The sequence below is a fragment of the Halarcobacter sp. genome (genome assembly GCF_963676935.1).
GTDB lineage: Bacteria > Campylobacterota > Campylobacteria > Campylobacterales > Arcobacteraceae > Halarcobacter.
Map to the genome: position 1 here is coordinate 1878118 of NZ_OY781470.1, position 23310 is coordinate 1901427.

A 23310-nucleotide genomic window follows, 5' to 3' on the forward strand; every position below is an offset into this window, starting at 1 on the left:
TTCGATAACATAAAAAAAATTCTAAAAGTGAGATAATATGTATAAAGAGAGTACAAATATTGTAGTTAAACATCTTGTAAATAGATTAAGAGATGTTAGAACTGCATCAAATGAATTTAGATTAACAATTGAAGAGATTTCAAGAATTGTTGCATCTGAAGCATTAAATGATTTTAAAACAATTACAACTAATATTGAAACATGGCAAGGACCTTTAGATGTTGAGATGATAGAAGTGCAAAAACTTGTTTTAATACCTATTTTAAGAGCTGGAGAACCAATGTTAACAGGTATTTTAAGAACATTACCATATGCTAGAAGTGGATTTTTAGCTATGAAAAGGGATGAAGAAACAGCAGAGAGTAAACTTTTTTATGAAAATGTACCACCATTAGAAGATAAAACTGTTTTACTTCTTGATCCAATGGTAGCAACTGGAGGATCGTTAATTGATGGTATCTCTTATTTAAAATCTAAAGGAGCTAAAAAGATTATCTCTTTAAATATTTTAGGTGCTCCTGAAGGGGTAAATGCAGTAGTTGAAGCACACCCTGATGTTGATATCTATATTGCTCAAATAGATGATAGATTAGATGAAAATAAATATATTAGACCTGGTCTTGGTGATGCAGGAGATAGAGCATTTAATACAAACTAAGGATAATCTAGTGGATTTGGGTATTTATACCTAAATCCTAATCTTTCAATTTTACTTCCATCTATAATTCTATTTCCATAATCTTTTTTATCTTTAAAAATAATCTCTTTAAAACCAAATTTTTTAGCATTATGAGTATAAATCTCTTTTTTTGTTGGATGGTTTTTTGAACATAAATTAAAAATACCATTTATATTATTTTCAATTACAAATTTTACTGCCTCAATTACATCATCTCTATGAACATAATTAATTTTTGAATCTTCACAGTCTAAAGTTTTCCCTGCAAAATATCTCCCAGCAACTCTATTATATCCCATAAGACCACTACATCTGAAGATTACATCTGTTTTTGATTTAACTAATTCTTCTGCTTTATATACTAAAGATGAATTTAACTCATTTAATGTTGAATTTTCATTATATATTCCCTCTTTATTAGAATATATTGAAGTTGAACTAATAAATATCACTTTTTTATTTTTTGATTTAATATTTGAGTAAATTTTATCCAAAAAGCCAATATAATTTTTTGATTTTCTTGGAGGAAAGTTTATAAAAATAAAATCTGATTCTAATAGAGTATCTATATTTTCCAAGTTGTCTTCATCTAATAAGTAAGGGGATACCCCCTCACTTATCATAGATTTTTCTTTTTCTAAATCTCTAATAGATACTTTTACATTATAATCATTTTTTAACTCTTTTGCTAAAGCTAGCCCTAACCATCCAGTACCTAAAATAGAAAAAGTTTTCATTACTCTTTTTTACCTCTTAATTCTTGAACCTCTTCCCTTAAAACTTTTATTTCAGAAAGTAAAATATCTAATTTTTTACTATCTTCATGCATCTCATCATGAAAATCAGATTCTTGTATTTTTTGCATCTCTCCAATAATAACTGCAACAAAAAGATTGAAAAATACAAAAGCTGCTATAATAACAAAAGAAACGAAATATATCCATGCCCAAGGATAAACCTCCATAGCTTCATACATTACATCAGTCCAATCTTCAAATGTTAAAACTCTAAATAGTGTTAACATTGATACTAAAAAGTCTTTCCAAAGACCTGATGGTAAATCACTAAAATAAAAATTACCTACAATCGCATAAATATAAAAGATTATAAACATTAATATTACGATATCAATAATTGAAGGGATAGCTCTTATTAACATATCTATTATTGCTTTTAATTCTGGTCGTGCGGTAAAGAGTCTTAGAACTCTAAATACTCTAAGTACCCTTGCAACAGCAGCAAAGCCTGATTGTTCTAAAGGTAAAAGAGTAATTACTACGATAACAAAATCAAAAACATTCCAGCCTGATTTAAAAAAATTAATAAACTTTTTTTCTGCAACCATTTTTATAGCTATTTCAAATACAAAATATATAGTTACAAAAGAGTCAGCAAATGTTAAAAATAAAGCATAATGTTCTTCAACTTCACCAATTGTTTTAAAACCTAATACTGAAGCATAGGCTAAGATAATAAAAGTTGTTAAATTAGAAAACCATCTCGCATCTCTAATCTCTTCAATCTTTTGAACAATACCCATTTTAAGTTATCCTTTTAAAATTGAATAAGTCAAAGTAAGCCATCCAATAATCATTAAAGTTCCACCTATTGGAGTAATAGCACCTAATACAGGAATATTTAAAATAACTAAAAGATATAATGAAAATGAGAAGATTATCATACCAATTAAAATCAACCAAGCTGCAACTATAGCTTTCTTTGACTCAGGCTTTAAATAGATTACAAAAGAGACTGCAAAAAGTCCTAATGTATTATAAAATTGATATTCTACACCTGTATGATATACAACAAGCATTTGAGAGCTTACAATTGATTTTAAACCATGCGCTCCAAAAGCACCTATAGCTATTGCCAAAGCCATCATTATTGAAGCTATTGTTAAAAATTGATTTACTTTTTTATTATTTGTCATTTATACTTCCTAAATTTTTTTGGAAGTATATCAAAAAATTTGTTGAAAATTTATTTAAGTTCTTTTATAAAATTTTTTATAAAAGCTATTGTTATTTTTTTTCTTTCTTCTTAGAAGAAAAACCTGCACCTTTTTTTTCTTTCTTCTTTAAATCTAACTCATCCATTAATTCTCTAAAATCCATACCCTCTTGATTCATCTTAGCAAAACAGGCTGCAACAGCTGCGATAGCATTAGGAACCTCTTCTTTTTTCTTATATGCTTGGATATTTTTTTCACTAACTTTTATTAAAGCAGTAAATTTAGGAATTGTTAATTCAGCATCAAGTAATAATTTTTTAAATTCTATAAATGTCATATTTTTGTCCATATATAATTAAGATTGGAATATTATACAATATATTTACTTGGATTTTTAAAAAAACAGTAGCAAATATGTATAAAATACATATTTTATAGATAATTAGTAGAAAATAGGTTAAACCTATTTTCTATTTTACATCAACTTCCCAGAAGAAATCGATCCAACCTTTAGCTTCTTTCACTGCAAAATCAGGTTGTAAACATGCAGTCTTTTTATAAAATATTGTAGCAAGTTTAAATTCTACATTAGGAAATTTTTCTGCTAAGATTTTTAAAATCTCTTCCATAGTTTCTCCAGAGTCAACAATATCATCAATTAATAAAACTCTTTTTGCATGGGAAACATCAGGTATATTAAAAATATTAAAACTATTTAGTTTTAATTCTCCCTCATAATGAATAGAATTTAATGAATATAAGTTTCTCATATCCAAAGCCTGAGACATCAAATGAGCAAGAGTTAATCCTCCCCTTGCTATTGCTAATAAAATATCTGGTTCATAATCCCTACACTTATCAACTAAAACTTGAGTATCTTTTGCAAACTCGTCGTAACCATAATAATATTTTTCCAATTAACTTCCTTATAAAATAAATGCTAATGCACTTATAAATGTAATAACAAAAATTCCAAGATTTAAATCTGAAGTTTGTTTTTTAGCGAACTTGATAATAGTAAAGATAAGAAACCCTGCTGCTATACCATTTGTAATAGAAAAAGTCAAAGGCATTAAAATTACAATTAAAAAAGCACCTGCACTTGTTGCTAAATCTGAATCTTCAAAGTTTATTTTACCTAATTCTGTAAACATCAATACTCCAACTACCACTAATACTGGATAGATTGCATTTCCAGGTATTGCTTTAAATAATGGCAATAAAAATAATGTTGTTACGAAAAACATTGCAGTAAATACTGCTGTTAAACCTGTTCTTCCACCCTCTTCTACACCACTTGCACTCTCAATAAATGCTGTTGTTGTTGATACTCCAAGTAAAGAACCTGCTGTTGTTGCAATAGCATCTGCTTCTAAAGTTCTTTGTAAAGACTTATCATCTTTATTATTCTCTTGAAATAGATTTGCTCTTGTTCCAACACCAGTTAATGTTCCTAAGGTATCAAACATATCTGTAATTAAAAATGTAATAATAACAGGCAATAAAGATAGTGTCAATGCACTTGCAATATCAAGTTCAAAAATAATTGGGCTAATTGATGCAGGAGCAGAAACTACACCTTCAGGAAGTTTACCTAATCCAAAACTCCAACCAACAATCGAAGTAATAGCTATAGCTAAAATAAATGCCCCTCTAACTCTATATGCATATAAAGTGAATGAAAGAACAAGTCCTAAAACACCTAAAAGAACAGTTGGATTTGAAAAATCTCCAAGTGAAACAAGAGTAGCTGGATTATCAACAATCATACCCATTTGCTTTAAACCAATAAATGCAATAAATGAACCAATACCAGCACTAATAGCTCTTCTTAAATTCATAGGAATTGAAGTCATAATCCAAACCCTAAAGTTGGTAAAAGATAAAATCATAAACAATATACCAGATAAGAATACTATACCTAATGCAGTTTGCCAAGGTATTTTCATACCAAGTACTAATCCATATGAGAAATATGCATTTAGTCCCATACCTACTGACATTGCAATTGGAGTATTTGCCCATAAACCACTAAATAGTGTTGCAAGAATAGTGATTAAAGCAGTTGCTGTAACAACTGCATCCATTGGTAATCCTGCATCTGCAAGAATAAATCCATTTACAGGAACAATATACATCATTGTTAAAAAGGTAGTAAACCCTGCACTAAGCTCGGTACCTACACTTGTGTTATGTTCTTTTAGTTTAAACATAATCTTGTCCTTCATTTTTCGATATTAAGAGATAATTGTACTTAATCTAAGGTTTATTTATACTAAAAAAGTGTATAAAATATATAACTTATATAAACAAAAAGAGCAACTTACTTATGAATATTACAAATGAATGTGTCAAGTGCATAATATACCAAATAGAAAAAGCAACAAAGGTTTTAAATCTAGATGAAGAGCTTTCAAAATCAATTATGAAAGAAGTTAAAAAAAGAGCTGAAAACTTCTCTTTTGAAGATACTCCACCATTTGTTGCTAAAGATGTGTATCAGTATTTAGCAAAAAGAACAAATTTAGATGACCCTCTTGAAAAGATTAAACAAAAATCTATACAAAAAGCTATAAGTTATGTTCCCTTTATTGAAGAGAAAATAAAAAATAGTGAAGATAAACTTTTTACTGCAATCAAAGCTGCCGTTGCAGGTAATGTTATAGATTTTTCTACAAAGGAAGAGTTTAGTTTGGATGATGAGATAAACTCTATCTTTGAAACAGAATTTGCTATAAATGATTATGAAGTTTTCAAAAAAGAACTTGAAGAAACAAATTCACTAATAATACTTTCAGATAATGCTGGTGAAAATGTATTTGATAAAATTTTAATCAAAACTATAAAAAATATTTATCCAAAACTTACAATTTATTATGCAACAAGGGAAAAACCAATAATAAATGATATAACTACAAAAGAAGCATTACAAATAGGTATTGATAAATACTGCAATGTAATAAGCACAGGTGTTGATACTCCTGGTTTAGAGAAAAAACAAGCTTCAAGAGATTTTTTAGAATTGTTTGATAAAACACCCCTTGTATTGTCCAAAGGGATGGGAAACTTTGAATGTTTAGAAAATTATCATGACAAAAAAATATTCTTTTTATTTAAAGTAAAATGTGAGGTTGTAGCAAATACTATTTCAAGAAATCTTGGAGAGATAGTACTCAAAAGAGGATAGCTTACGCTATCTTCTTATCTAAATTATCATTTGGAGAAAGTAATTTAGCTAATTTTTGAACCCCTTTTTCTATTTGTTCAAAAGTTGAATTAGTAAAATTAAATCTTGCTTCATTTGAGTCTCTATTATCATGAAAGAAAACTTTTGCAGGTACAAAAGCTACATCTTGTTCTAATGCTTTTTTAGCTAATTCAAAAGAATCTTCCTCAAATGAACCGTAAATAAACATACCACCTTTTGGTCTTTCAAATTTAAAACTAGGAATATATTTCTCAAAACAATCAGCCATATAATTCATTTTTGATTCATATTCTGCTCTTACAAGTTTGATATGTTCAAATACATCAAACTGTTGCATATATTCATTTAATATCATTTGATTAAATGTAGAAGTGTGTAAATCTATTGCTTCTTTACATACCATCATTTGTTCAATCATCTCTTTTTTTGCTCTAATCCAACCTACTCTAAATCCAGGTGCAACTATTTTAGAAAAAGAACCTAAATGGAAACTCTTTTCATATAAAGCACTAATTGGTTTTCTAATTTCACCATTAAAATCAATTAATGAATAAGCACCATCTTCTATAAAGTAGCATTGTTTTTTATTCAAGATTTTTGCTACTTCTTCTCTTCTTTTATTATCAACAACTCTTCCTGTTGGATTTGTAAAATCAGTCATTGCATAAAGTCCATTTGAAGGATTTAATCTATTTTCTAAATCATCCAAATCCTCAAATGATTTAATTTCCAAATCTAATACCTTATAAGCACTTAAAGCTCCAATATATGTAGGTCGTTGAACATACAATTCTTTATTTAAAAATGATTTAGCAATAATATCAAAGGCTTGTTGACTACCTGTTGTTATCAATATTTCATCTTTATTTGTTGGAAACTCAAACTTTTCAGTATAAATTTGTGCAATTTTTTCTCTTAAATCTTCGACTCCTTGAGATTTTGAGTATTGTAAACATAATCTATTTTCTAATACTTTATTTGTAGCTACTTTTAAATTCTCAATAGGAAATAGATTTTCATTTGGCAAACCACCTGCAAAAGAGATTGTTTTTTCATTTATTGCATCTAATATCTGTCTTATATAAGATCTCTCAACTTTTTTCATTGTACTGTCCCTTAAAAAATTTTAATATTATATTGAAATAAAAAAATTAAATCTTTATCTCAAATTTCAAAATATTTGTCTTATATTGCTATTTTTGATATAATCTACTTATGAAAAAGGGAACAAAACATTTTAGAAATGATGTAGTTAATAGAACTTTTTATTATATATATAAAAACTTGGAATATAAAGTTACACTAGATGAATTAGCAAAAATAAATCATTTAAGTAAATACCACTATCATCGTATTATAAAAGAGGAAACAGGAAAAACATTATTTGAAATAATTGCTGATGAAAGATTAAAAAAAGCTGCTAATCTTTTAATTACAAATACCCATTCTACTATTAGTGAAATTGCGAACCAATGTGGATATATTTCACACTCTTCTTTTATAAAAGCTTTTAAATCCAGATATATTTATACCCCAACTCAATGGAGAAATGGTAGTTATAAAAAATATTCAAAAAAATTGCTACAAGAATTTACTTCAAAAAAAGATTTTGTATATATTGAACCTGAAATAAAGGTATGTAAACAAATACATTGTGCATATATAAGACACAAAGGATATAACAAATCAATTAAAAAGAGTTGGGAAAAATTAGAAGCTATTGCCTATGAAAATCATCTAAAAGAATACCAAGAGATTGCATTGTTTCATGATAACCCAGTTATAACCCCCTTAGAGAATTGTTCTTATGTTGCTTGTATTAGTGTTGAAAAGAATTTTAATAAAATTAGCACTTTTGATATTCCTGAATCTTTATGTGCAGTGTTTTATTTAAAAGGAGTTTATGGAGATGTATTAAACCTACTTAGATATGTATATCATTACTGGTTACCGAACTCTGGATATGAAGCCAAAACTATACCTGCTTATGCTATTTATTATAAAAACTATTTTACAACTGAACAAAAAAATTTTGAATTAGATTTTTTTATACCAATACGTACTGCTTATTAAACTTTATAATATATAACATTATAAAAAGATTATTTTTATATATAATAATAACCACTATATCATATCAATAACTATTATCATTAGCATTTAAATAGCCTTATTATTGGGCTTTATAATCATTTAAATAAAGATAAGTTTTTTTATTATTTATAAAATTTTTATTAAAAATAATTTTTTTATTTTATGTTGGATTTAATTTACTTATTATAAAATACACTTATATATTGTGACAAATGTTACAAAAAAGGGGTCACCATGTTTAAAAATTTATCTATAAAGGCAAAATTATTGTCAACTGTTATAGGACTAATTGTTCTAATTGGACTGACTATGTTAGTTGAAATGACTTCAACTATAAATAGTGAAGTTGATTTAATTTTAGATGATAGTGAGAAAACTGCATATAAAGCAAAAGAGAAAGAACTAGAGAATTATGTATCCTTAGCTTTTAAAACTGTAGAGTCATATTATGAAAGAACTTCAAAAGAAAAAATCAAAATTGAAGTTAAGAATTATATAGAAGAGCAGTCTAATTTTCTATTTTCAATTATAAATGCTGAATATGAAAAAAACAAAAATGTTTTATCTGAGAATGAACTAAAAAATAGAATAGAATCTATAATTGCATCAACTAGGTATGGGAAGTCTGGTTATTTTTGGATTAATGATTTTAATTATAAGATGGTTATGCATCCAATAAAAAGAGAATTAACAGGTAAATATTTTAAAAATACTCCAAAGGTACCCTTTATTCAATTAGGAGTAGATGAATTAAAGAAAACAGGTAAAGATGTAGGTTATATTGAGTATTCTTTCTATAATCCGAGTTCTAAAAAAACTGTATTTAAAACATCTATTCTAAAAGTTTTTAAACCATATAACTGGATTATAGGTACAGGTGCATATATTGATGATATTTCAGAAAAAATGAAAAATGAAGCATTAAAAGCAGTTGCGAATATGAAATATGGGAAAACTGGATATTTTTGGATAAATGATTCAAAACATGTTGTTCTAGCACATGGTGCAAAAGATTCCCTTGTAGGAGAACATTTATATGATTTAAAAGACTCAAAAGGTAAATATTTATATAGAGAAATTGTTAAAACTGCAAATGAAAAAAAAGAAGGTGGTATAGTTAAATATTACTGGACAATTCCTGGTAAAAAAGGAGATTTTGAAAAGTTCTCATATGTTAAAAAATTTGAACCTTGGGATATGATTATTGGTACTGGAGCATATGTTACTGACATACAAGATTCAATAGCAGAGATGGATGCAAGAACTCATGAAAATATGGAAAGTGTTATAGTTACCAATATAATAATGATTTTAGTTTTACTTATATTAATATCTTTAGGAATAATATTCTTCATGAAAAAAATTCTTTTTACACCACTATTAAACTTTCAAGATGGCCTTCTAAATTTCTTTAAATATGTAAATAAAGAGCAAAATGATATTAATGAAATTAAAATAGAAGCAAATGATGAGATTGGAAAAATGTCAGCACTTATCAACCAAAATATTCAAAAGTCTAAAGATATTATTGAACAAGATAATATGCTAATTCATGAAGTAAAAGGTATAGTGACAAATGTAGGAGAAGGTTATTTAGATAAAAAAATTGCTGGTTCTACAAATAATGAATCATTAGAAGAGTTAAAAACTCTTCTTAATGATATGTTACAAAACCTTCAATCACTTGTAGGAAATAATATCAATGCATTAACTGAAGTTTTAGAAGAGTATGCAAATAGAGACTTTACGAAAAAATTAGATTCAAACTCAAGTGGCAAAATTGGTAATAGTATTATTAATATGCATAAAATGATTACAAAAATTCTTCAAGATAATCAAGAAGATGGTTTACTTCTAAGAGATAAATCACAGGAATTAAGCTCTAATGTAAAAACATTAAGTGATAATGCAACTTCACAAGCAGCATCATTAGAGGAAACTGCAGCTTCAATAGAAGAGATAACTGGAAATATTCAACAAACAAATGGAAAAGCCCAAGAGATGTTAAAAATTTCAAAAGATACAAAGGCTTCTGCAAATAAAGGTAAAGAGTTAGCTTCCGGTACTGCAAAATCTATGGATGAGATAAATGAGACAGTTATGAATATAAATGAAGCCATTACTGTAATTGACCAAATAGCTTTTCAAACAAATATTCTTTCATTAAATGCAGCAGTAGAAGCAGCAACAGCAGGTGAAGCTGGAAAAGGTTTTGCTGTAGTTGCTCAAGAGGTAAGAAACCTTGCAGCTAGATCTGCTGAAGCAGCAAAAGAGATTAAAGATTTAGTTGAAAATGCAACAATTAAAGCTAATGAAGGTAAAAATGTAAGTTCTTCAATGATCGAAGGCTTTACTGAACTTGAAGGAAAAATTCAAGATACAAGTGATCTAATTGATGATGTTACAAATGCAGCTAGTGAACAAAGTCTTGCAATGTCACAAATTAGTGATGCTATTAACCAATTAGATAAATTTACACAAGAGAATGCTTCAGTTGCAGATAAAACAAATGATATATCACAAGAAACTAATCAAATTTCTAATGATATAGTTGAAAATGTAAATATGAACAAATTTGAAGGAAAAGTTTAGTAAACTTTCCTTCATGGAACTACTTGACCCAACTCATAAAATATACCTCTTAGACAACAATAATTTTATTTTTCCTACATTAGAAATGATGGATAATGATTTGGTTGCAGTTGGTGGAGACTTTCATCCTCAAAGACTTATAAATGCTTACAAAAATGGAATCTTTCCTTGGTTTATTGATGAATATAACCATATTCATTGGTTTAGTCCTCAAGAAAGAATGGTCTTATTCCCAGATCAATTTAAAGTTTCTAAAAGCCTAAGAAGAACTATAAACAACAAAGGTTTTATTGTTAAAACTAATGAAAACTTTGAAGAGGTTATAAGAAATTGTTCAACTATAAAAAGAAAACATGAAGATGATACTTGGATTGATGAAAACTTCATACTTGCCTATATAAATCTTTTTAAACTAGGTTATGCTTACTCTATTGAGTGTTATTTAAATGATGTATTAGTGGGCGGTTTATATGGAGTTTTAATTAATGATATTTTTTGTGGGGAAAGCATGTTTGCAAAAGAAAAAGATGCATCAAAAGTTGCTTTTTATCATCTTTGTAAACAAGCAAAAGAAAATGGAATAAAAATGATAGACTGCCAAGTCTATAATGACCACTTAGCAAGTCTAGGGGCTAAAGAAATATCAAGAGAAGAATACTTTAAACTACTGTAATACTTTTATTAAAATCTTCATTTAAAAAACAATTTTTCCTATTATATTAATAATTATTTTTTATATTTAATTAAGAGATTACTCAATAATATCTATTATTGCATTATCACAATTGCATAGATAAAATCAAGGAGAAAAGAGATGAAGAAAACACTTATCGCACTAGCTTGTGCAATTAGCTTATCATATGCCATAGACTACGATCCTGTTAAAGGAAGTATGTTGTCCCTTTCATGTGCCTCATGTCATGGGACAGATGGAAAATCAGTTGCTATTACACCACTAATTGCTGGACTTGGAAAAACCACAATGTATAATATTCTTCTAGACTACAAATACGATAGAAGACCAGGTACGATGATGCCAAAACATGCAAAAGGTTTCACTGATGCTGAATTAGAACAAATCAGTTACTATTTTTCAAAAATCAAAAGATAAAAGGATAATGTTATGATGAATAGAAGAAATTTTAATAAACTACTTGCTAGCTCATTCGCATTGTCATTTGCAGCATGTTCAAGTGTTACAAGTATGACTTCAACTTTACCAAAAGATAAAAAAAGAGTTGTTATAGTTGGTGGGGGATTTGGTGGAGCAACAGCTGCTAAATATATGAAAAGATACTCACCTGAAACAGAAGTTATTTTAATCGAACAAAATAAAGAGTATTACACTTGTCCATTTGGTAATACTGTTATTGCAGGATTAAATGATTTAGACTATATTAAACATGATTATAAAACCTTAGAAAAAAAATATAACATAACTGTAATCCATGAAAAAGTTGCAAAAGTTGATGGAGAAAATCATACTGTTATATTAGAAAATGGCGATATAATACCATATCATAAAGCTATAGTTTCTCCAGGAATTGATTTTAAATATGAAAAAGGTTATGTTGAAGGTTCAGAGATCTATTCTCCACATGCATATAAAGCAGGAGCACAAACTCAACTACTTAGAGAACAACTAGAAGGGATGAAAGATGGTGGAACATATGTTATGGTTGCACCAGCCAATCCATTTAGATGTCCCCCTGGACCATATGAAAGAATCTCTTTAGTTGCATACTATCTTAAAAATAATAAGCCAAACTCTAAAATCATAATTTTAGATCAAAAAAACAAATTCTCTAAACAAGGATTATTCCAAGAGGGATGGGAAAAGCTTTATGGAGATATGATTGAATGGAGAAGTGCAGAGTTTGGAGGAGCAGTTAGTTTCGTTGATCCTATAAAAAAAGAATTAACAACAGAAGATGGAGTTATAAAAGCTGATGTTTTAAATTATATTCCATCACAAAAAGCTGGAAAATTAGCCTTTGATTCAGGTCTAACTGAAGGTGACTGGTGTCCAGTAAACAAAAAAACATTTGAATCAAAAATAGTAAAAGATGTACATGTTATTGGTGATGCTGCAATAGCAACTAGTATGCCAAAGTCTGGTTTCTCTGCTAATTCACAAGCAAAAATTGCAGTACTTCAAATAAGTAGAATGTTAAAAAACAAACCTGTTGTAAATCCTCCAAAATTAGCAAACACTTGTTACAGTTTAGTTGCTCCAAATTATGGTATTTCTGTAGCAGCAGTTTACGAAGCAAAAGAAGATATAATTGAAAAAGTAGCTGGTTCAGGAGGACTAAGTCCAATGAATGCTGATGAAGGAGTTAGAGCAACGGAAGCAGAATATGCTGTAGGATGGTACAAAAATCAAACTGCTGATATCTTTCAATAATTTAAATAAGATGGGATAGATTTATATCCCATCTAACTAACTTTAGAAAATATATAAATAAATTTGATACAATCTAAAAAACAAAATGGATATTCATGGCACAAAAAGATAAAATAAAATGGGATAACAAATATAAAGAGTTACCAAAACTATTAGAAAAAAGAGACCCATGTGAAAAGCTTGTAAAATATATAAACAAAGTATCAAAAGGGAAAGCTTTAGATGTAGCATGTGGATCAGGAAGAAATACAATTTATATGGCAGGAAATGGCTTTAAAGTTGATGCTTTAGATATTTCAAGTGTAGCTCTTGAAAATTTGTCAAAACTTGAAAATCCTAATATCAACACTTTACTTGTTGATTTAGATGAATATACTTTTCAAGAAAATTTTTATAATCTAATTACAAAAACAAATTTTTTAGATAGAGATATAATTGAAAAAATCAAAAAAGCTTTAAAAAAAGATGGAATCATAATTATTGAAACATATATGGAAGATGAAAATAATGAAAAAAAAGATTCAAACCCTGATTATCTACTAAAAAAAGATGAATTAAAAAGTTTTTTTACAGATGGTTTTGAAATTTTAGATTATGATGAATTTTTTAACGAAACTAATGAACTATATAGGATGAAAAAACAATCAATTGTTGTAAAAAAACTTTAGATTAATATAAAGTTTATATTAATCTAAATAAAACTAAAAACTCTCCCACTCATCATCATCAACATTTATCGGTTTAATTTCAACATTATTATCTTTTTTTATATTTTCATTTTTTATTGGTGATTTACTTTGTACTTCTGTTTTTTTACTTAAATGAATTGTTGTAGATTTTTTATCTGAAACTCTTTTAGTCTCTTTTATATCATTTTTTCCTACAAATTCTTTTTCATTTGCTTCTTCAATAATTTTATCTGCTATAGTTGAAGTAGTATTTGCTATCTCTTGTGTTTCGTTTGCAATTCCTGCATTTTCTTGTGTTTGTTGGTCTAAAGAGTTAATTGCATCATTTATTTGTTTTATTCCTGTTAATTGCTCCTTACTAGCTGTTTCTACACTTGAAATTAACTCTAAAGTTTTTGAAACATTAATATTTAAACTCTCATATCCTGTTATCATTGTATCTGCAATATTTTTACCGCTATTTGCTTTTTGTGTTGCTTCAGTGACTATATCTTTAATCTCTTTTGCTGCTTCAGCAGACCTAGCTGCAAGGTTTCTTACCTCTTGAGCAACTACAGCAAAACCTTTTCCAGCTTCACCTGCTGTTGCTGCTTCTACTGCTGCATTTAGTGATAAAATATTTGTTTGAAATGCTATTTGGTCAATTACAGTAATTGCTTCATTAATAGCTGTTACTTCATTATTAATCTCATCCATAGCTTTTGTAGTTTCATTTGCTAAATTACTACCTTGTGTTGCTGCATGATTTAACTCATTTGCATAACCTGACATTTGAATAATCATATCAGTATTTCCTGTTACATTACTTGTAACCTCTTCTAATGCTGCTGCTGTTTCTTCTAATGCTGCTGCTGCTTTATTTGAGTTTGTATTTAAAGTTTTAATATTTTCTAGTAAAGAATGTGCTGAGTCATTTATTGTTACACCACTTTTCTTATTTTCCACTAAGATATTTGTAATCGCACTACCTAAAGAGTTAACTCCACCTGCAAGTTCTAAAATATGTTCTTTTAGTCCTTCTGTTGGAACTTTGTTCATAAAGTTACTATTTGAATATTGCTCTAAAATATCTAGTACAGTAGTAATGTTTTTTTCAAGGTTTGTACCCATTTGATTAATAAGACTTGTTAACTCATTTAAAGATGGATTTGTACAGTGAGCAGTTACTTTTTTTGTAAATGCACCTTTTTCAAACTCTGATAAAACTTCAATTGTATTATCAATTGTATTTCTATCTTCATCTATCATATGTTTAATTTTATCAATGTTTTCATTTACAGTTATTGCCATTATCCCAACTTCATCATGAGAATCCGCATCAAGTAATTTTACTTCATTAACTTCTCTATTTAAATATTTAAAAAAGTTTAGTAAACCACCTTGAAACTCTTTTAATCTTTGTGCAATATTTTTTGCTATAACTAAAGAAAAAATTAAAATTATAAAAATAATTACTATAGAAATAATGATAACTGTAGTTTCAATTTGTTTAATTGAAGCTTCTATAAATTGTGATGCATCTTTTGTCATCTTTTTTAATAACATTTCAGTTTGATGAATAGTTTTTCTCATTTCACCTTGAATTCCAGATTTACTATCTAAACCTAAAACTTTCTCTGCCTCAACCAATGTCAAGAAATCATTTTTATAACTTATTAAAAAGTCCTTTCTATCTCCTGCAACTAAACTGTCCATTGCTAATAGGTCATTGATTATCTTTGAAAATTTATCTACATATTTTAAATCTCTTCTTAACATAAAATCTTTTTCTTGTTTTCTTAAATCATATACTATTGCTAAAAGTTTATTATTATGGGATTTTTTTGCACTATCTTGTACTTTATGTACAGCTTCTCTTAAACTTCCATATAAACCATCTTTTGGATTTAATCCAATCTCTTGTTGTTTAGAAACAAGTGAAAAAAATACATTTTTATATTTTTCAATTATTTCATCAAATTTAATTAAATCTGAATTATCAACATCTAATTCTTTTAATAATAGATCTAATTCTCTAATATTTGATTTTAATGTCTCTGTATTTTTTGTGAAACTAGCTTTATATTTTAAATCTTTTCTTGCCAGAAAATCTTTCTCATTTCTTCTTAACATCAACATATCAGAATTCAAAGTTTCAACTAATGCTTTTGCATTTCCTAGAGTATGAACATTAGAAATTGATTGAAACAAAAGTACACTTAGTACTCCTAAACCAAAAATTGACATAATTGCCAATATATAAAGTTTTACTTTTATTGAGATTTTATTTAGCATTATTAAAGCCTTTTTTTTGTTTACAAAATTATATAGAAATAGCAAAAATAGATATAATAACTTTTACTTCTTTTATATGAGGAAGTATATCAAACACACAATCTAATTAAAATTTGTTAATTTTTTACTAATATAAATTTAGTAAATCATAAGTAATGTTAGTAAATTTTATAAAATTATCTATTAATTGTAATAGATAAAGTCAAGTAAATAAGATATTGTTTTTGTATATGAGGCATCATAATCAAGCTGTTCACATTTTTTAATTACAACATTACAAATCTCATCAATCTCTATGGTTCTGCCGTTTTCAACATCAACAAGCATTGATGGTTTTATTGAATCGAAATGTTTAATTAATTCAAACATTTGTTCTACATCTTTTTCTGATATTTCAACATTATCAATTTTTGCTGCAATTGCAGTCTCTTTCATCAAACCATAAACAATTTGAGATAATTTTTCATTTGTCATAACAATACCAGTTTTTACTCTTAATAAAGCACATATAGCATTAACACCATTATTTATAATAAGTTTTTTCCATAATTCAACTTTAATATCTGATACAATTTCACATTTTGTGTCAGCATTAACTAAACTATTTTTAAAACTCTCCATAAAAGTTCTATTTAGATCATTTTCTTTAATAGCACCAATTATAGTTTCAACATCTCCTGTTGATTCAATTACTCCTGGTTCAATAATATGTGCACCAATTTTTCTTGATATTCCTCCAATAACTTTTTCTTTTTGAAAATATTCACATAATATATCTTCATTTTCAACACCATTTTGCAAAGAGATTAAATATGGATAAGATATATTTTTATCAATAATATTACTTAACTTTTTAGCAAGTTCTTTTGTAGAAGTTGATTTTGTAGAAAATATAATTGCATCACTTTCTTGAATTATCTTAGAATCAATTTCATCTAAACTATAAACATCAATCTTTTCATTAAAAGCAAATGTACTGTGTGTTAAGTTCAAACCTCTTTCTTTTAGAACTTTTAAGTGCTCACCTCTTGCAATAAACTTTACACTATTACCTGATAAAATTAATTTTGCACCATAAAATGCGCCTATTCCACCTGTTCCTAAAATTATTATTTTCATTATTCAACCTTTTAAAAATTAAATTATAAGATTGTAAACTTAGAAAAAAATGAAATGTTTTAGCACTCACTATTGACAACTGCTAATTTTATTTGATATAATTTATAATATTTATAAAAGAAAGGAAGCTTATGAAAGATTTTAACAATCCAAAAAATAATGAATCTTTTATAAACTATTATAAAAAAGATTCTATTTACGAAAAATTTTTTCAAAGAAAAAATATCATTGATTTAATTACAAAGTATGAATTATATTATCAAATATCGTTAGGAAATTTTGTTTTTGAAACTTTACTAGATAATGAAGAAACTGTTAAAAAACTAGAAGAGTTAAAATTGTATGTTAATCCAGAGATTGCAATGTTTAATATATATAAAATTATTGAAGAAAACTTAACAAATAAAGAACTTGATAAACAATTAGAATATTTAATAAAAATTGATGCTTCTTTGTTAGCTTTAGATGATTTTATTAAAAATGACAAAGATTTACTTGGAGCAAAATATTATGCAAAAATGAAAAAAGAAAATATTTTAAAAGATAACTTTTTTAATAAAGTGATGCAATATAACTTCGAAAGTAATTATCAAAGAACATACGAACATTATAATTTGGTAATAAATGATAAATTTATAGAAAACATTACTAATCTTATCAATAATCATACAAATAAAGAAGTTATTTAATAACTTCTTTATAACTCTTTTTCAAGATACTCATATAAATATAAATATTGTCTAAGTTGTTTTATAGAATCTAATCTCAAACCATCTTCAATCCAAAATCTAATATTATCAGGAAGAGCATATGGTTTTAATAACTCTTTCTTTTTTTCATATGATATTTTTTTATGTTCACTTAAAAGTGAAATATGTGATAAAACAGAAGAAATATTTAAATTTCTAATATGTGAAACCTCTTCTATACTTTTATTTTTACAGATTAAATCGTAAGTTTCTAGATATGTTTTTGTAAGCTTTTTAAGTGGAGTTCTATTCTCTAGCTCTTCTTCAAACTCCTCTTTTATACTCTTTGAAAGTTCTAAAAAAGCCTCTCCATATTTTTCATACTTTACAAGCCCTACTCCATTTATATCCAACATTTGCTCTTTTGTAACTGGTAGTTTAATGGTAAACTCTTTTAATGTTTTATCTCCAAATATAACATAAGCGGGAACTTCATACTCTAAAGCCATCTCTTTTCTAAGAGTTCTAAATTTTTCATATAATTGTTCATCAAAACTCAACTCTTCTACTTGCTCTTCAATTTTTTGTGCAATACCTAATTTATCAGAATCAATAAGCAGTTTTTCTTGACCTTTTAAGATTTTAAACCCAAGATTTGTTATCTTTAAAGCCCTGAAATCACCTAAAACTAAAGCTTGTATATCTATAAGTTTATCAGCAATAGCTACCCACTCATTTTTACTTTTTTCAACACCTAAACCATAAACACTAAGTTTATCATGACCAAATTCTAAAAGCTTTTTGTTTTTTGAACCCCTTAAAATATCAATTATATGATTTAAGCCAAACCTTTGTTCACTTCTATAAATACTTGATAAAAGTTTTTGGGCATCAACACTTACATCAACTTGTTCAACTTCACCTTTTGTACAATTATCACACAAAGTTTTACAATCTTCAATCTCATCTTCAAAATAAGCAGCAATAAGCTTATGCCTACAATTATTACTAACACAATATCGATACATCTTCTCAAGTTTTTCAAGTCCAACTTGCTTATATGAATTATCTATTGAATCCTCAATTTGAATTTTTCTTTTTACCTCATCAGCTTTTGAATATAAAAGATATACATAAGACATCTCTCCATCTCGCCCTGCTCTTCCTATTTCTTGATAATAGTTTTCTAAAGTTTTAGGTAAAGAAGTGTGTATTACGAATCTTATATTTGATTTATCAATTCCCATACCAAATGCAATAGTTGCAACTACAATATCAATTTTTTCATATACAAAATCATTAAAAACACTATTTTTTATTTCATTACTTAATCCTGCATGATAAGGTTTTGCGCTAAAACCATTTTGTGATAAAAATTGTGCTGTGGATTCTGCTTCTTTTCTAGTAAAGGTATAAATTATTCCACATAATCCTTTATGTGATTTTAAGAAGTTTAATATTTGATTTTTACCATTTGAGATTCTTGGTTCTACTTTTATATCAAGATTATCTCTTACTGTTTTTGCCCTAAAATGCATGGGATTATTAAGATGTAAACTTTGAGCAATATCATCTTCAACTTTTTTTGTGGCAGTTGCCGTAAATGCAGCAATTGGTGTATTCGGGAAAAATCTTTTTAATCTATCAAGATTTCTATATTCTGCTCTAAACTCATGTCCCCAACCACTAACACAATGGGCTTCATCAATTACAAAATAATTTATATCTATTCTTTGTAAAACTCCAACAAACTCATTTGAAGTAAACCTTTCAGGGGCTACATACAAAAACTTTAATTGTTTATTTAAAATCTTTTGTAGTGTAAAGTTGTTTTCATCTTGGGAAGATAAAGAGCTAATCATTCCTGCACTAATATTTAAGTCATTTAAAGCTTTTACTTGATCTTGCATTAGTGCAATAAGTGGAGAGATTACAACTGTTAATCCATCTAAAAGTAGTGATGGCAACTGATAACATAAAGATTTCCCACCACCAGTTGGAAGGATAGTTAATACATCTTTTTTATCTAAAATTGCGTCTACAACTGATTCTTGGAAACTTCTAAAGTTATCATGTCCAAAAACCTCTTTTAATATTTTATATTTATTATTCATTTAAGATAATATCATTATTGTGCTAAAGTAGCTTTTATATATAAAATTGCTGCAAAGCCAAGAAATAGAACTCCAAGTAAAATTAAATTTTTAGATTGTTCTTTTCTTACAATAGCTTTTTCTACTTCAAAAACTGCTACAGATTTTAAAGCACCATTTTCTATAAACTCTAAAAACTTATAACCTTTTTTTTCATATTTTGCTTTTACTTTTTCTAAATCTTTTTCTCTTTGTTCTTTAGAAAACCCACCAACAACAATAGTTTTTTTCATATAAATCCTTTAATGATTTATTTTAACATAGTATATTTAGAAGAAAAATTAATTTTAGTCTTGTCTAGAAACTTTCTTTTCTAAATATTTAGAAAAAATTGCAATAGTATAAGTCATAACAAAATAAAAAACTCCAAGAGTTAAATATATTTCAAAAGGTTCATAAGTTCGCACATATATAAGTTGCCCTGCCCTTGTTAATTCAGTTATTGATAGAACAGAAACTAAAGAACTATCTTTTAAAATTGAAGCATAAGTATTTGTAAGTGGAGGTAAAACTATTTTAAAAGCTTGGGGATAAATAATATGGATAAACATTTGTATTTTATTTAATCCTAAAGAATCAGCAGCTTCGTATTGTCCTTTTGGTATTGCTTGAATTCCAGCTCTTACAATCTCTGCCATATATGCACCAAAATTTAAAGACAAGCCTATTATTGCAGCTTGATGACTTGACATTACAATACCTATTTGTGGCAAACCATAATATATAAAAAAAAGTTGAATAAGAAGTGGTGTACCTCTAAAAATCTCAATATATGTTCCTATTAGAGAATTTATAAACCAACTATTTTTTAAACTTCTAAATGTACCAATTATTACACCAATAAATAGTGCAATAAGAAATGATATAAAAGATAGATAAATAGTAAGCCATGAGGCTTCTAAAAGAAACCCCAAGTTATCAAATACAGCACTAAAATTCACTTATTTTACTGCCAGCCATTTGTTAATTAATTTATCGTAAGTACCGTTATCTTTTAAAGTTTTTAAAGCTTCATTAACTTGTTTTGTTAAATCATCTTTCCCTTTTTTCATAACAACTACTAATTGGGCAGGGGCAAGTTTATCAACAATTTTATACTCTTTATTAAACTCTTTTTGATTTAAAGCATATGCATATCCAACAACAACAGCATCAATACGATTGTGTTTTAAATCTAAAAATGCTTCTGGATTATAGTTGTATCGTGCAACTTTTCCAAGTCCTGTAAGTTTATCAACAACTTGTTCACTACCACTTCCAAGTTGAACACCAACAGTTTTATTAGCTAGATCTTTTTGTGAATTAATTTTATTATTCTCTTTTTTTACAACTAAAACATCATTTAGTAAATAATAAGTATCAGATAGGTTAACATTGTTTTGACCAGCTTCTTGTCTACTCATAGCACTTAAAATCATATCATAGTTGTTGTTTTTCAATCCACCAAGTAGCGCTTGCCATTCTGCATCTTTTATCTCAACTTTTTTACCAATGATTTTACCAATTTCATTTGCTAAATCAATATCAAACCCAACAATATCTCCACTTTTTTCATCCCTTGATTCAAATGGTGGATATGCTGCACATAAACCAACAGTAATAACATCTTGTTGTGCATTTGCAAAAATACCAAATGTCAACAATAATCCTGCAAAAAATTTTTTCATAAAAGTTCCTTTAGTATAGCCTCTACTGAAGCTGTTGGATTTTCTTCATTAAGAGCAAAAAATGATATCTCTAAATTATTCTTTTTAAGTAATTCAAAAAATACTTCCATAAAAACACCTGCTTCATTAACCATTTGTAAAGAGTTTAAATTTTTTTCTAAATCAAAAGATTTATCAATCTCCCCTTTCCAATTTGCTCTACAAGTTTTTTTAATACCACAATTTGGGCTTCCATCTATACCAATACAAGCTTTTATCTCATAACCATTATTTTTATAATCAATTATCTGATTTATAATAGGAAGTAGCATTTTTTTGTATTGTTCTTTGTAGATTGGTGCTTCATATTGTTCTTTTACCATTCCCCATCGGTTAACTCCACAAGTTAACATCTCAGGACAAGGCAATTGCAAAATTCCGTAACCTTTGTCACATAATGGAGTAATAAGTTCTGCAAAACACCCTTTGTAGTTTGCTAAAGCATAAACTTTTGCATTAGAATTAAGTATACAATGACTTAAAAGTATAATTTTTTTGCTTCGATTCATGAAAACCTCAAATATAAGTTTTCCTAAAAAGCAATAAATGACAAGAAAGGCTATTTTGTCGTTCCAAACCTTGGAACTTGCTTAATTTTAGAATGTAAAATTTTAGTTATTTTTTTCTTAATATTTTATAAAATGGTAAAAATTTATTTACTATTTTATATTCTTAAATATTTTAACAAGTATATAACAAGCTAATAAAAATGTAATTATATTTGCAATTATTAAAGGATAACTATTTAAAATCAAACCATAAATAATCCAACAAAATACACCAATTGTAAACATAAGAAATGTTAATAAAGACAAATCAGAAGTATGATTTGTCTTATACACTTTTATAACTTGTGGGATAAAAGCAGTTGTAGTAAGTATTGCAGCAATAAAACCTAAAATCTCTGTCATATATCTTTTAACTCTTTATATAATAAACTATCTATTTTACCATTGGTCGCAACTATACATTTGTCTTCAAACATATTATATTCTTCCCCTAAAGAGTTAAATATACATCCACCAGCTTCTTTTAATATAATAATACCAGCTGCCACATCCCAAGGGTTTGTGTTTATTTCATAATAAGCATCAAATACTCCTTTTGCTACCATACAAATATCTAAAGAAGCACTACCTAATCTCCTAATATCTTGACACTTAGGTAAAATTTTTTCTAAAGCTTTTAAAACAAAATCTAAATCTTCTTTATTCTCTACACTTGTATAAGGAAAACCCGTGGCTATTAAAGATAACTGTAAATCTTCCTCTTGACTAACTTTTATTCTCTTTCCATTACAATATGCACCTTTATCTACTTGGGCACTGTATAGTTCATCTAAAATTGGATTATAAACAACAGCTAAGTATGGTTTTTTATTTTTATAAATTCCGACACTAATTGCACAATGGGGAACTTTATTTACAAAGTTTGTTGTTCCATCAATAGGGTCAATAATAATTGAATTATAAAATGTCTCATAATTATTTTTTGATTCCTCTGCAATAACATCAAACCCTTCAAAACTTTGTGTTAATTTCTCTATTAATAGATTTTCTACTGCAACATCATAGTTTGTTACTAAATCTTTTGCACCTTTAAACTCTATTTTTTTATTATTATAATAGCCTTCTTTAAAAAGCTCACCTGCTTCTAAAACAATATTTTTTAATATTTCTAACAAAATAACTCCTTGGTAGCTATAATCTATGTGATATTTTAATTCTACTCATAGTATGAAGTTTT

General features: G+C 27.2%; 25 protein-coding genes. 9 read left to right on the forward strand and 16 right to left on the reverse strand.

What is annotated here, in order from left to right:
- Positions 1-37 precede the first annotated feature (37 nt).
- Entirely contained in the window at positions 38-658 is a 621-nt protein-coding gene (gene upp / locus ACKU4C_RS09240) for a uracil phosphoribosyltransferase (RefSeq protein ID WP_321311583.1), read from the forward strand.
- Here upp and ACKU4C_RS09245 read toward each other — a convergent pair.
- The 6 genes from ACKU4C_RS09245 to ACKU4C_RS09270 form a co-directional block, all read right to left on the reverse strand.
- Positions 655-1416, reverse strand: a complete 762-nt coding sequence (locus ACKU4C_RS09245; protein WP_321311584.1) for a hypothetical protein — start codon at positions 1414-1416, stop codon at positions 655-657. The genes upp and ACKU4C_RS09245 overlap by 4 nt on opposite strands.
- Positions 1416-2219, reverse strand: a complete 804-nt coding sequence (locus ACKU4C_RS09250; RefSeq protein ID WP_321311585.1) for an ion transporter — start codon at positions 2217-2219, stop codon at positions 1416-1418. The genes ACKU4C_RS09245 and ACKU4C_RS09250 overlap by 1 nt, the downstream gene beginning before the upstream one ends.
- A 6-nt stretch (positions 2220-2225) precedes the next feature.
- The gene (locus ACKU4C_RS09255) at positions 2226-2612 is read right to left on the reverse strand and encodes a DUF423 domain-containing protein (RefSeq protein ID WP_321311586.1); all 387 of its coding nucleotides are present in this window, start codon (positions 2610-2612) and stop codon (positions 2226-2228) included.
- Between the two features lie 91 nt (positions 2613-2703).
- A complete protein-coding gene (locus tag ACKU4C_RS09260) occupies positions 2704-2970 on the reverse strand; it encodes a hypothetical protein (protein ID WP_321311587.1) in 267 nt (88 codons plus the stop codon).
- A gap of 133 nt (positions 2971-3103) precedes the next feature.
- Positions 3104-3550, reverse strand: coding sequence for a phosphoribosyltransferase family protein (locus ACKU4C_RS09265; protein WP_321311588.1), 447 nt, complete (start codon positions 3548-3550; stop codon positions 3104-3106).
- Between the two features lie 9 nt (positions 3551-3559).
- Positions 3560-4846 (reverse strand): NCS2 family permease, encoded by a 1287-nt coding sequence (locus tag ACKU4C_RS09270; protein WP_407933734.1) that lies wholly within the window; start codon positions 4844-4846, stop codon positions 3560-3562.
- Positions 4847-4962: 116 nt separating this feature from the next.
- Here ACKU4C_RS09270 and ACKU4C_RS09275 point away from each other — a divergent pair, with 116 nt between their 5' ends.
- Positions 4963-5820 carry an ARMT1-like domain-containing protein gene (locus ACKU4C_RS09275; RefSeq protein ID WP_321311590.1) on the forward strand — a complete coding sequence of 286 codons (858 nt, stop codon included), beginning with the start codon at positions 4963-4965 and terminating at the stop codon, positions 5818-5820.
- 1 nt (position 5821) lies between these two features.
- Here ACKU4C_RS09275 and ACKU4C_RS09280 read toward each other — a convergent pair whose 3' ends face one another.
- Positions 5822-6946 (reverse strand): PLP-dependent aminotransferase family protein, encoded by a 1125-nt coding sequence (locus ACKU4C_RS09280; RefSeq protein WP_321311591.1) that lies wholly within the window; start codon positions 6944-6946, stop codon positions 5822-5824.
- A gap of 110 nt (positions 6947-7056) precedes the next feature.
- On the opposite strand from ACKU4C_RS09280, the gene ACKU4C_RS09285 reads away from it, so the two are divergent.
- The 6 genes from ACKU4C_RS09285 to ACKU4C_RS09310 all read left to right on the forward strand — a co-directional run bounded on the left by ACKU4C_RS09285 (position 7057) and on the right by ACKU4C_RS09310 (position 13602).
- On the forward strand, positions 7057-7914 hold the full coding sequence (locus ACKU4C_RS09285) for an AraC family transcriptional regulator (RefSeq protein WP_321311592.1): 858 nt from the start codon (positions 7057-7059) through the stop codon (positions 7912-7914).
- 255 nt (positions 7915-8169) lie between these two features.
- Positions 8170-10527 carry a cache domain-containing protein gene (locus tag ACKU4C_RS09290; RefSeq protein WP_321311593.1) on the forward strand — a complete coding sequence of 786 codons (2358 nt, stop codon included), beginning with the start codon at positions 8170-8172 and terminating at the stop codon, positions 10525-10527.
- Between the two features lie 13 nt (positions 10528-10540).
- Positions 10541-11200, forward strand: coding sequence for a leucyl/phenylalanyl-tRNA--protein transferase (aat, locus tag ACKU4C_RS09295; protein ID WP_321311594.1), 660 nt, complete (start codon positions 10541-10543; stop codon positions 11198-11200).
- A gap of 141 nt (positions 11201-11341) precedes the next feature.
- Positions 11342-11638 (forward strand): c-type cytochrome, encoded by a 297-nt coding sequence (locus ACKU4C_RS09300; protein WP_321311595.1) that lies wholly within the window; start codon positions 11342-11344, stop codon positions 11636-11638.
- A 12-nt stretch (positions 11639-11650) separates the two neighbouring features.
- Positions 11651-12934, forward strand: coding sequence for an FCSD flavin-binding domain-containing protein (locus ACKU4C_RS09305; protein WP_321311596.1), 1284 nt, complete (start codon positions 11651-11653; stop codon positions 12932-12934).
- Between the two features lie 95 nt (positions 12935-13029).
- Positions 13030-13602 carry a methyltransferase domain-containing protein gene (locus tag ACKU4C_RS09310; protein ID WP_321311597.1) on the forward strand — a complete coding sequence of 191 codons (573 nt, stop codon included), beginning with the start codon at positions 13030-13032 and terminating at the stop codon, positions 13600-13602.
- 33 nt (positions 13603-13635) lie between these two features.
- Here the strand turns inward: ACKU4C_RS09310 and ACKU4C_RS09315 are convergent, their stop codons facing one another.
- On the reverse strand, positions 13636-15897 hold the full coding sequence (locus ACKU4C_RS09315) for a methyl-accepting chemotaxis protein (RefSeq protein ID WP_321311598.1): 2262 nt from the start codon (positions 15895-15897) through the stop codon (positions 13636-13638).
- 183 nt (positions 15898-16080) lie between these two features.
- Entirely contained in the window at positions 16081-17016 is a 936-nt protein-coding gene (locus tag ACKU4C_RS09320; protein WP_321311599.1) for a 2-dehydropantoate 2-reductase, read from the reverse strand.
- A 131-nt stretch (positions 17017-17147) separates the two neighbouring features.
- Here ACKU4C_RS09320 and ACKU4C_RS09325 point away from each other — a divergent pair, with 131 nt between their 5' ends.
- Positions 17148-17705, forward strand: coding sequence for a hypothetical protein (locus ACKU4C_RS09325; protein WP_321311600.1), 558 nt, complete (start codon positions 17148-17150; stop codon positions 17703-17705).
- 8 nt (positions 17706-17713) lie between these two features.
- Here the strand turns inward: ACKU4C_RS09325 and recQ are convergent, their stop codons facing one another.
- The 7 genes from recQ to ACKU4C_RS09360 all read right to left on the reverse strand — a co-directional run bounded on the left by recQ (position 17714) and on the right by ACKU4C_RS09360 (position 23248).
- Entirely contained in the window at positions 17714-19819 is a 2106-nt protein-coding gene (recQ, locus tag ACKU4C_RS09330; protein WP_321311601.1) for a DNA helicase RecQ, read from the reverse strand.
- Positions 19820-19833: 14 nt separating this feature from the next.
- Entirely contained in the window at positions 19834-20091 is a 258-nt protein-coding gene (locus tag ACKU4C_RS09335; protein WP_321311602.1) for a hypothetical protein, read from the reverse strand.
- A gap of 54 nt (positions 20092-20145) precedes the next feature.
- Positions 20146-20799 (reverse strand): amino acid ABC transporter permease, encoded by a 654-nt coding sequence (locus ACKU4C_RS09340; protein WP_321311603.1) that lies wholly within the window; start codon positions 20797-20799, stop codon positions 20146-20148.
- Positions 20800-21525: a transporter substrate-binding domain-containing protein gene (locus ACKU4C_RS09345; protein ID WP_321311604.1), complete on the reverse strand. Its 726-nt coding sequence runs from the start codon at positions 21523-21525 to the stop codon at positions 20800-20802.
- Positions 21522-22073: a CD3072 family TudS-related putative desulfidase gene (locus tag ACKU4C_RS09350; RefSeq protein ID WP_321311605.1), complete on the reverse strand. Its 552-nt coding sequence runs from the start codon at positions 22071-22073 to the stop codon at positions 21522-21524. The genes ACKU4C_RS09345 and ACKU4C_RS09350 overlap by 4 nt, the downstream gene beginning before the upstream one ends.
- Before the next feature lie 150 nt (positions 22074-22223).
- A complete protein-coding gene (locus ACKU4C_RS09355) occupies positions 22224-22475 on the reverse strand; it encodes a SemiSWEET transporter (RefSeq protein WP_321311606.1) in 252 nt (83 codons plus the stop codon).
- Positions 22472-23248: an inositol monophosphatase family protein gene (locus ACKU4C_RS09360; protein ID WP_321311607.1), complete on the reverse strand. Its 777-nt coding sequence runs from the start codon at positions 23246-23248 to the stop codon at positions 22472-22474. The genes ACKU4C_RS09355 and ACKU4C_RS09360 overlap by 4 nt, the downstream gene beginning before the upstream one ends.
- Positions 23249-23310 lie beyond the last annotated feature (62 nt).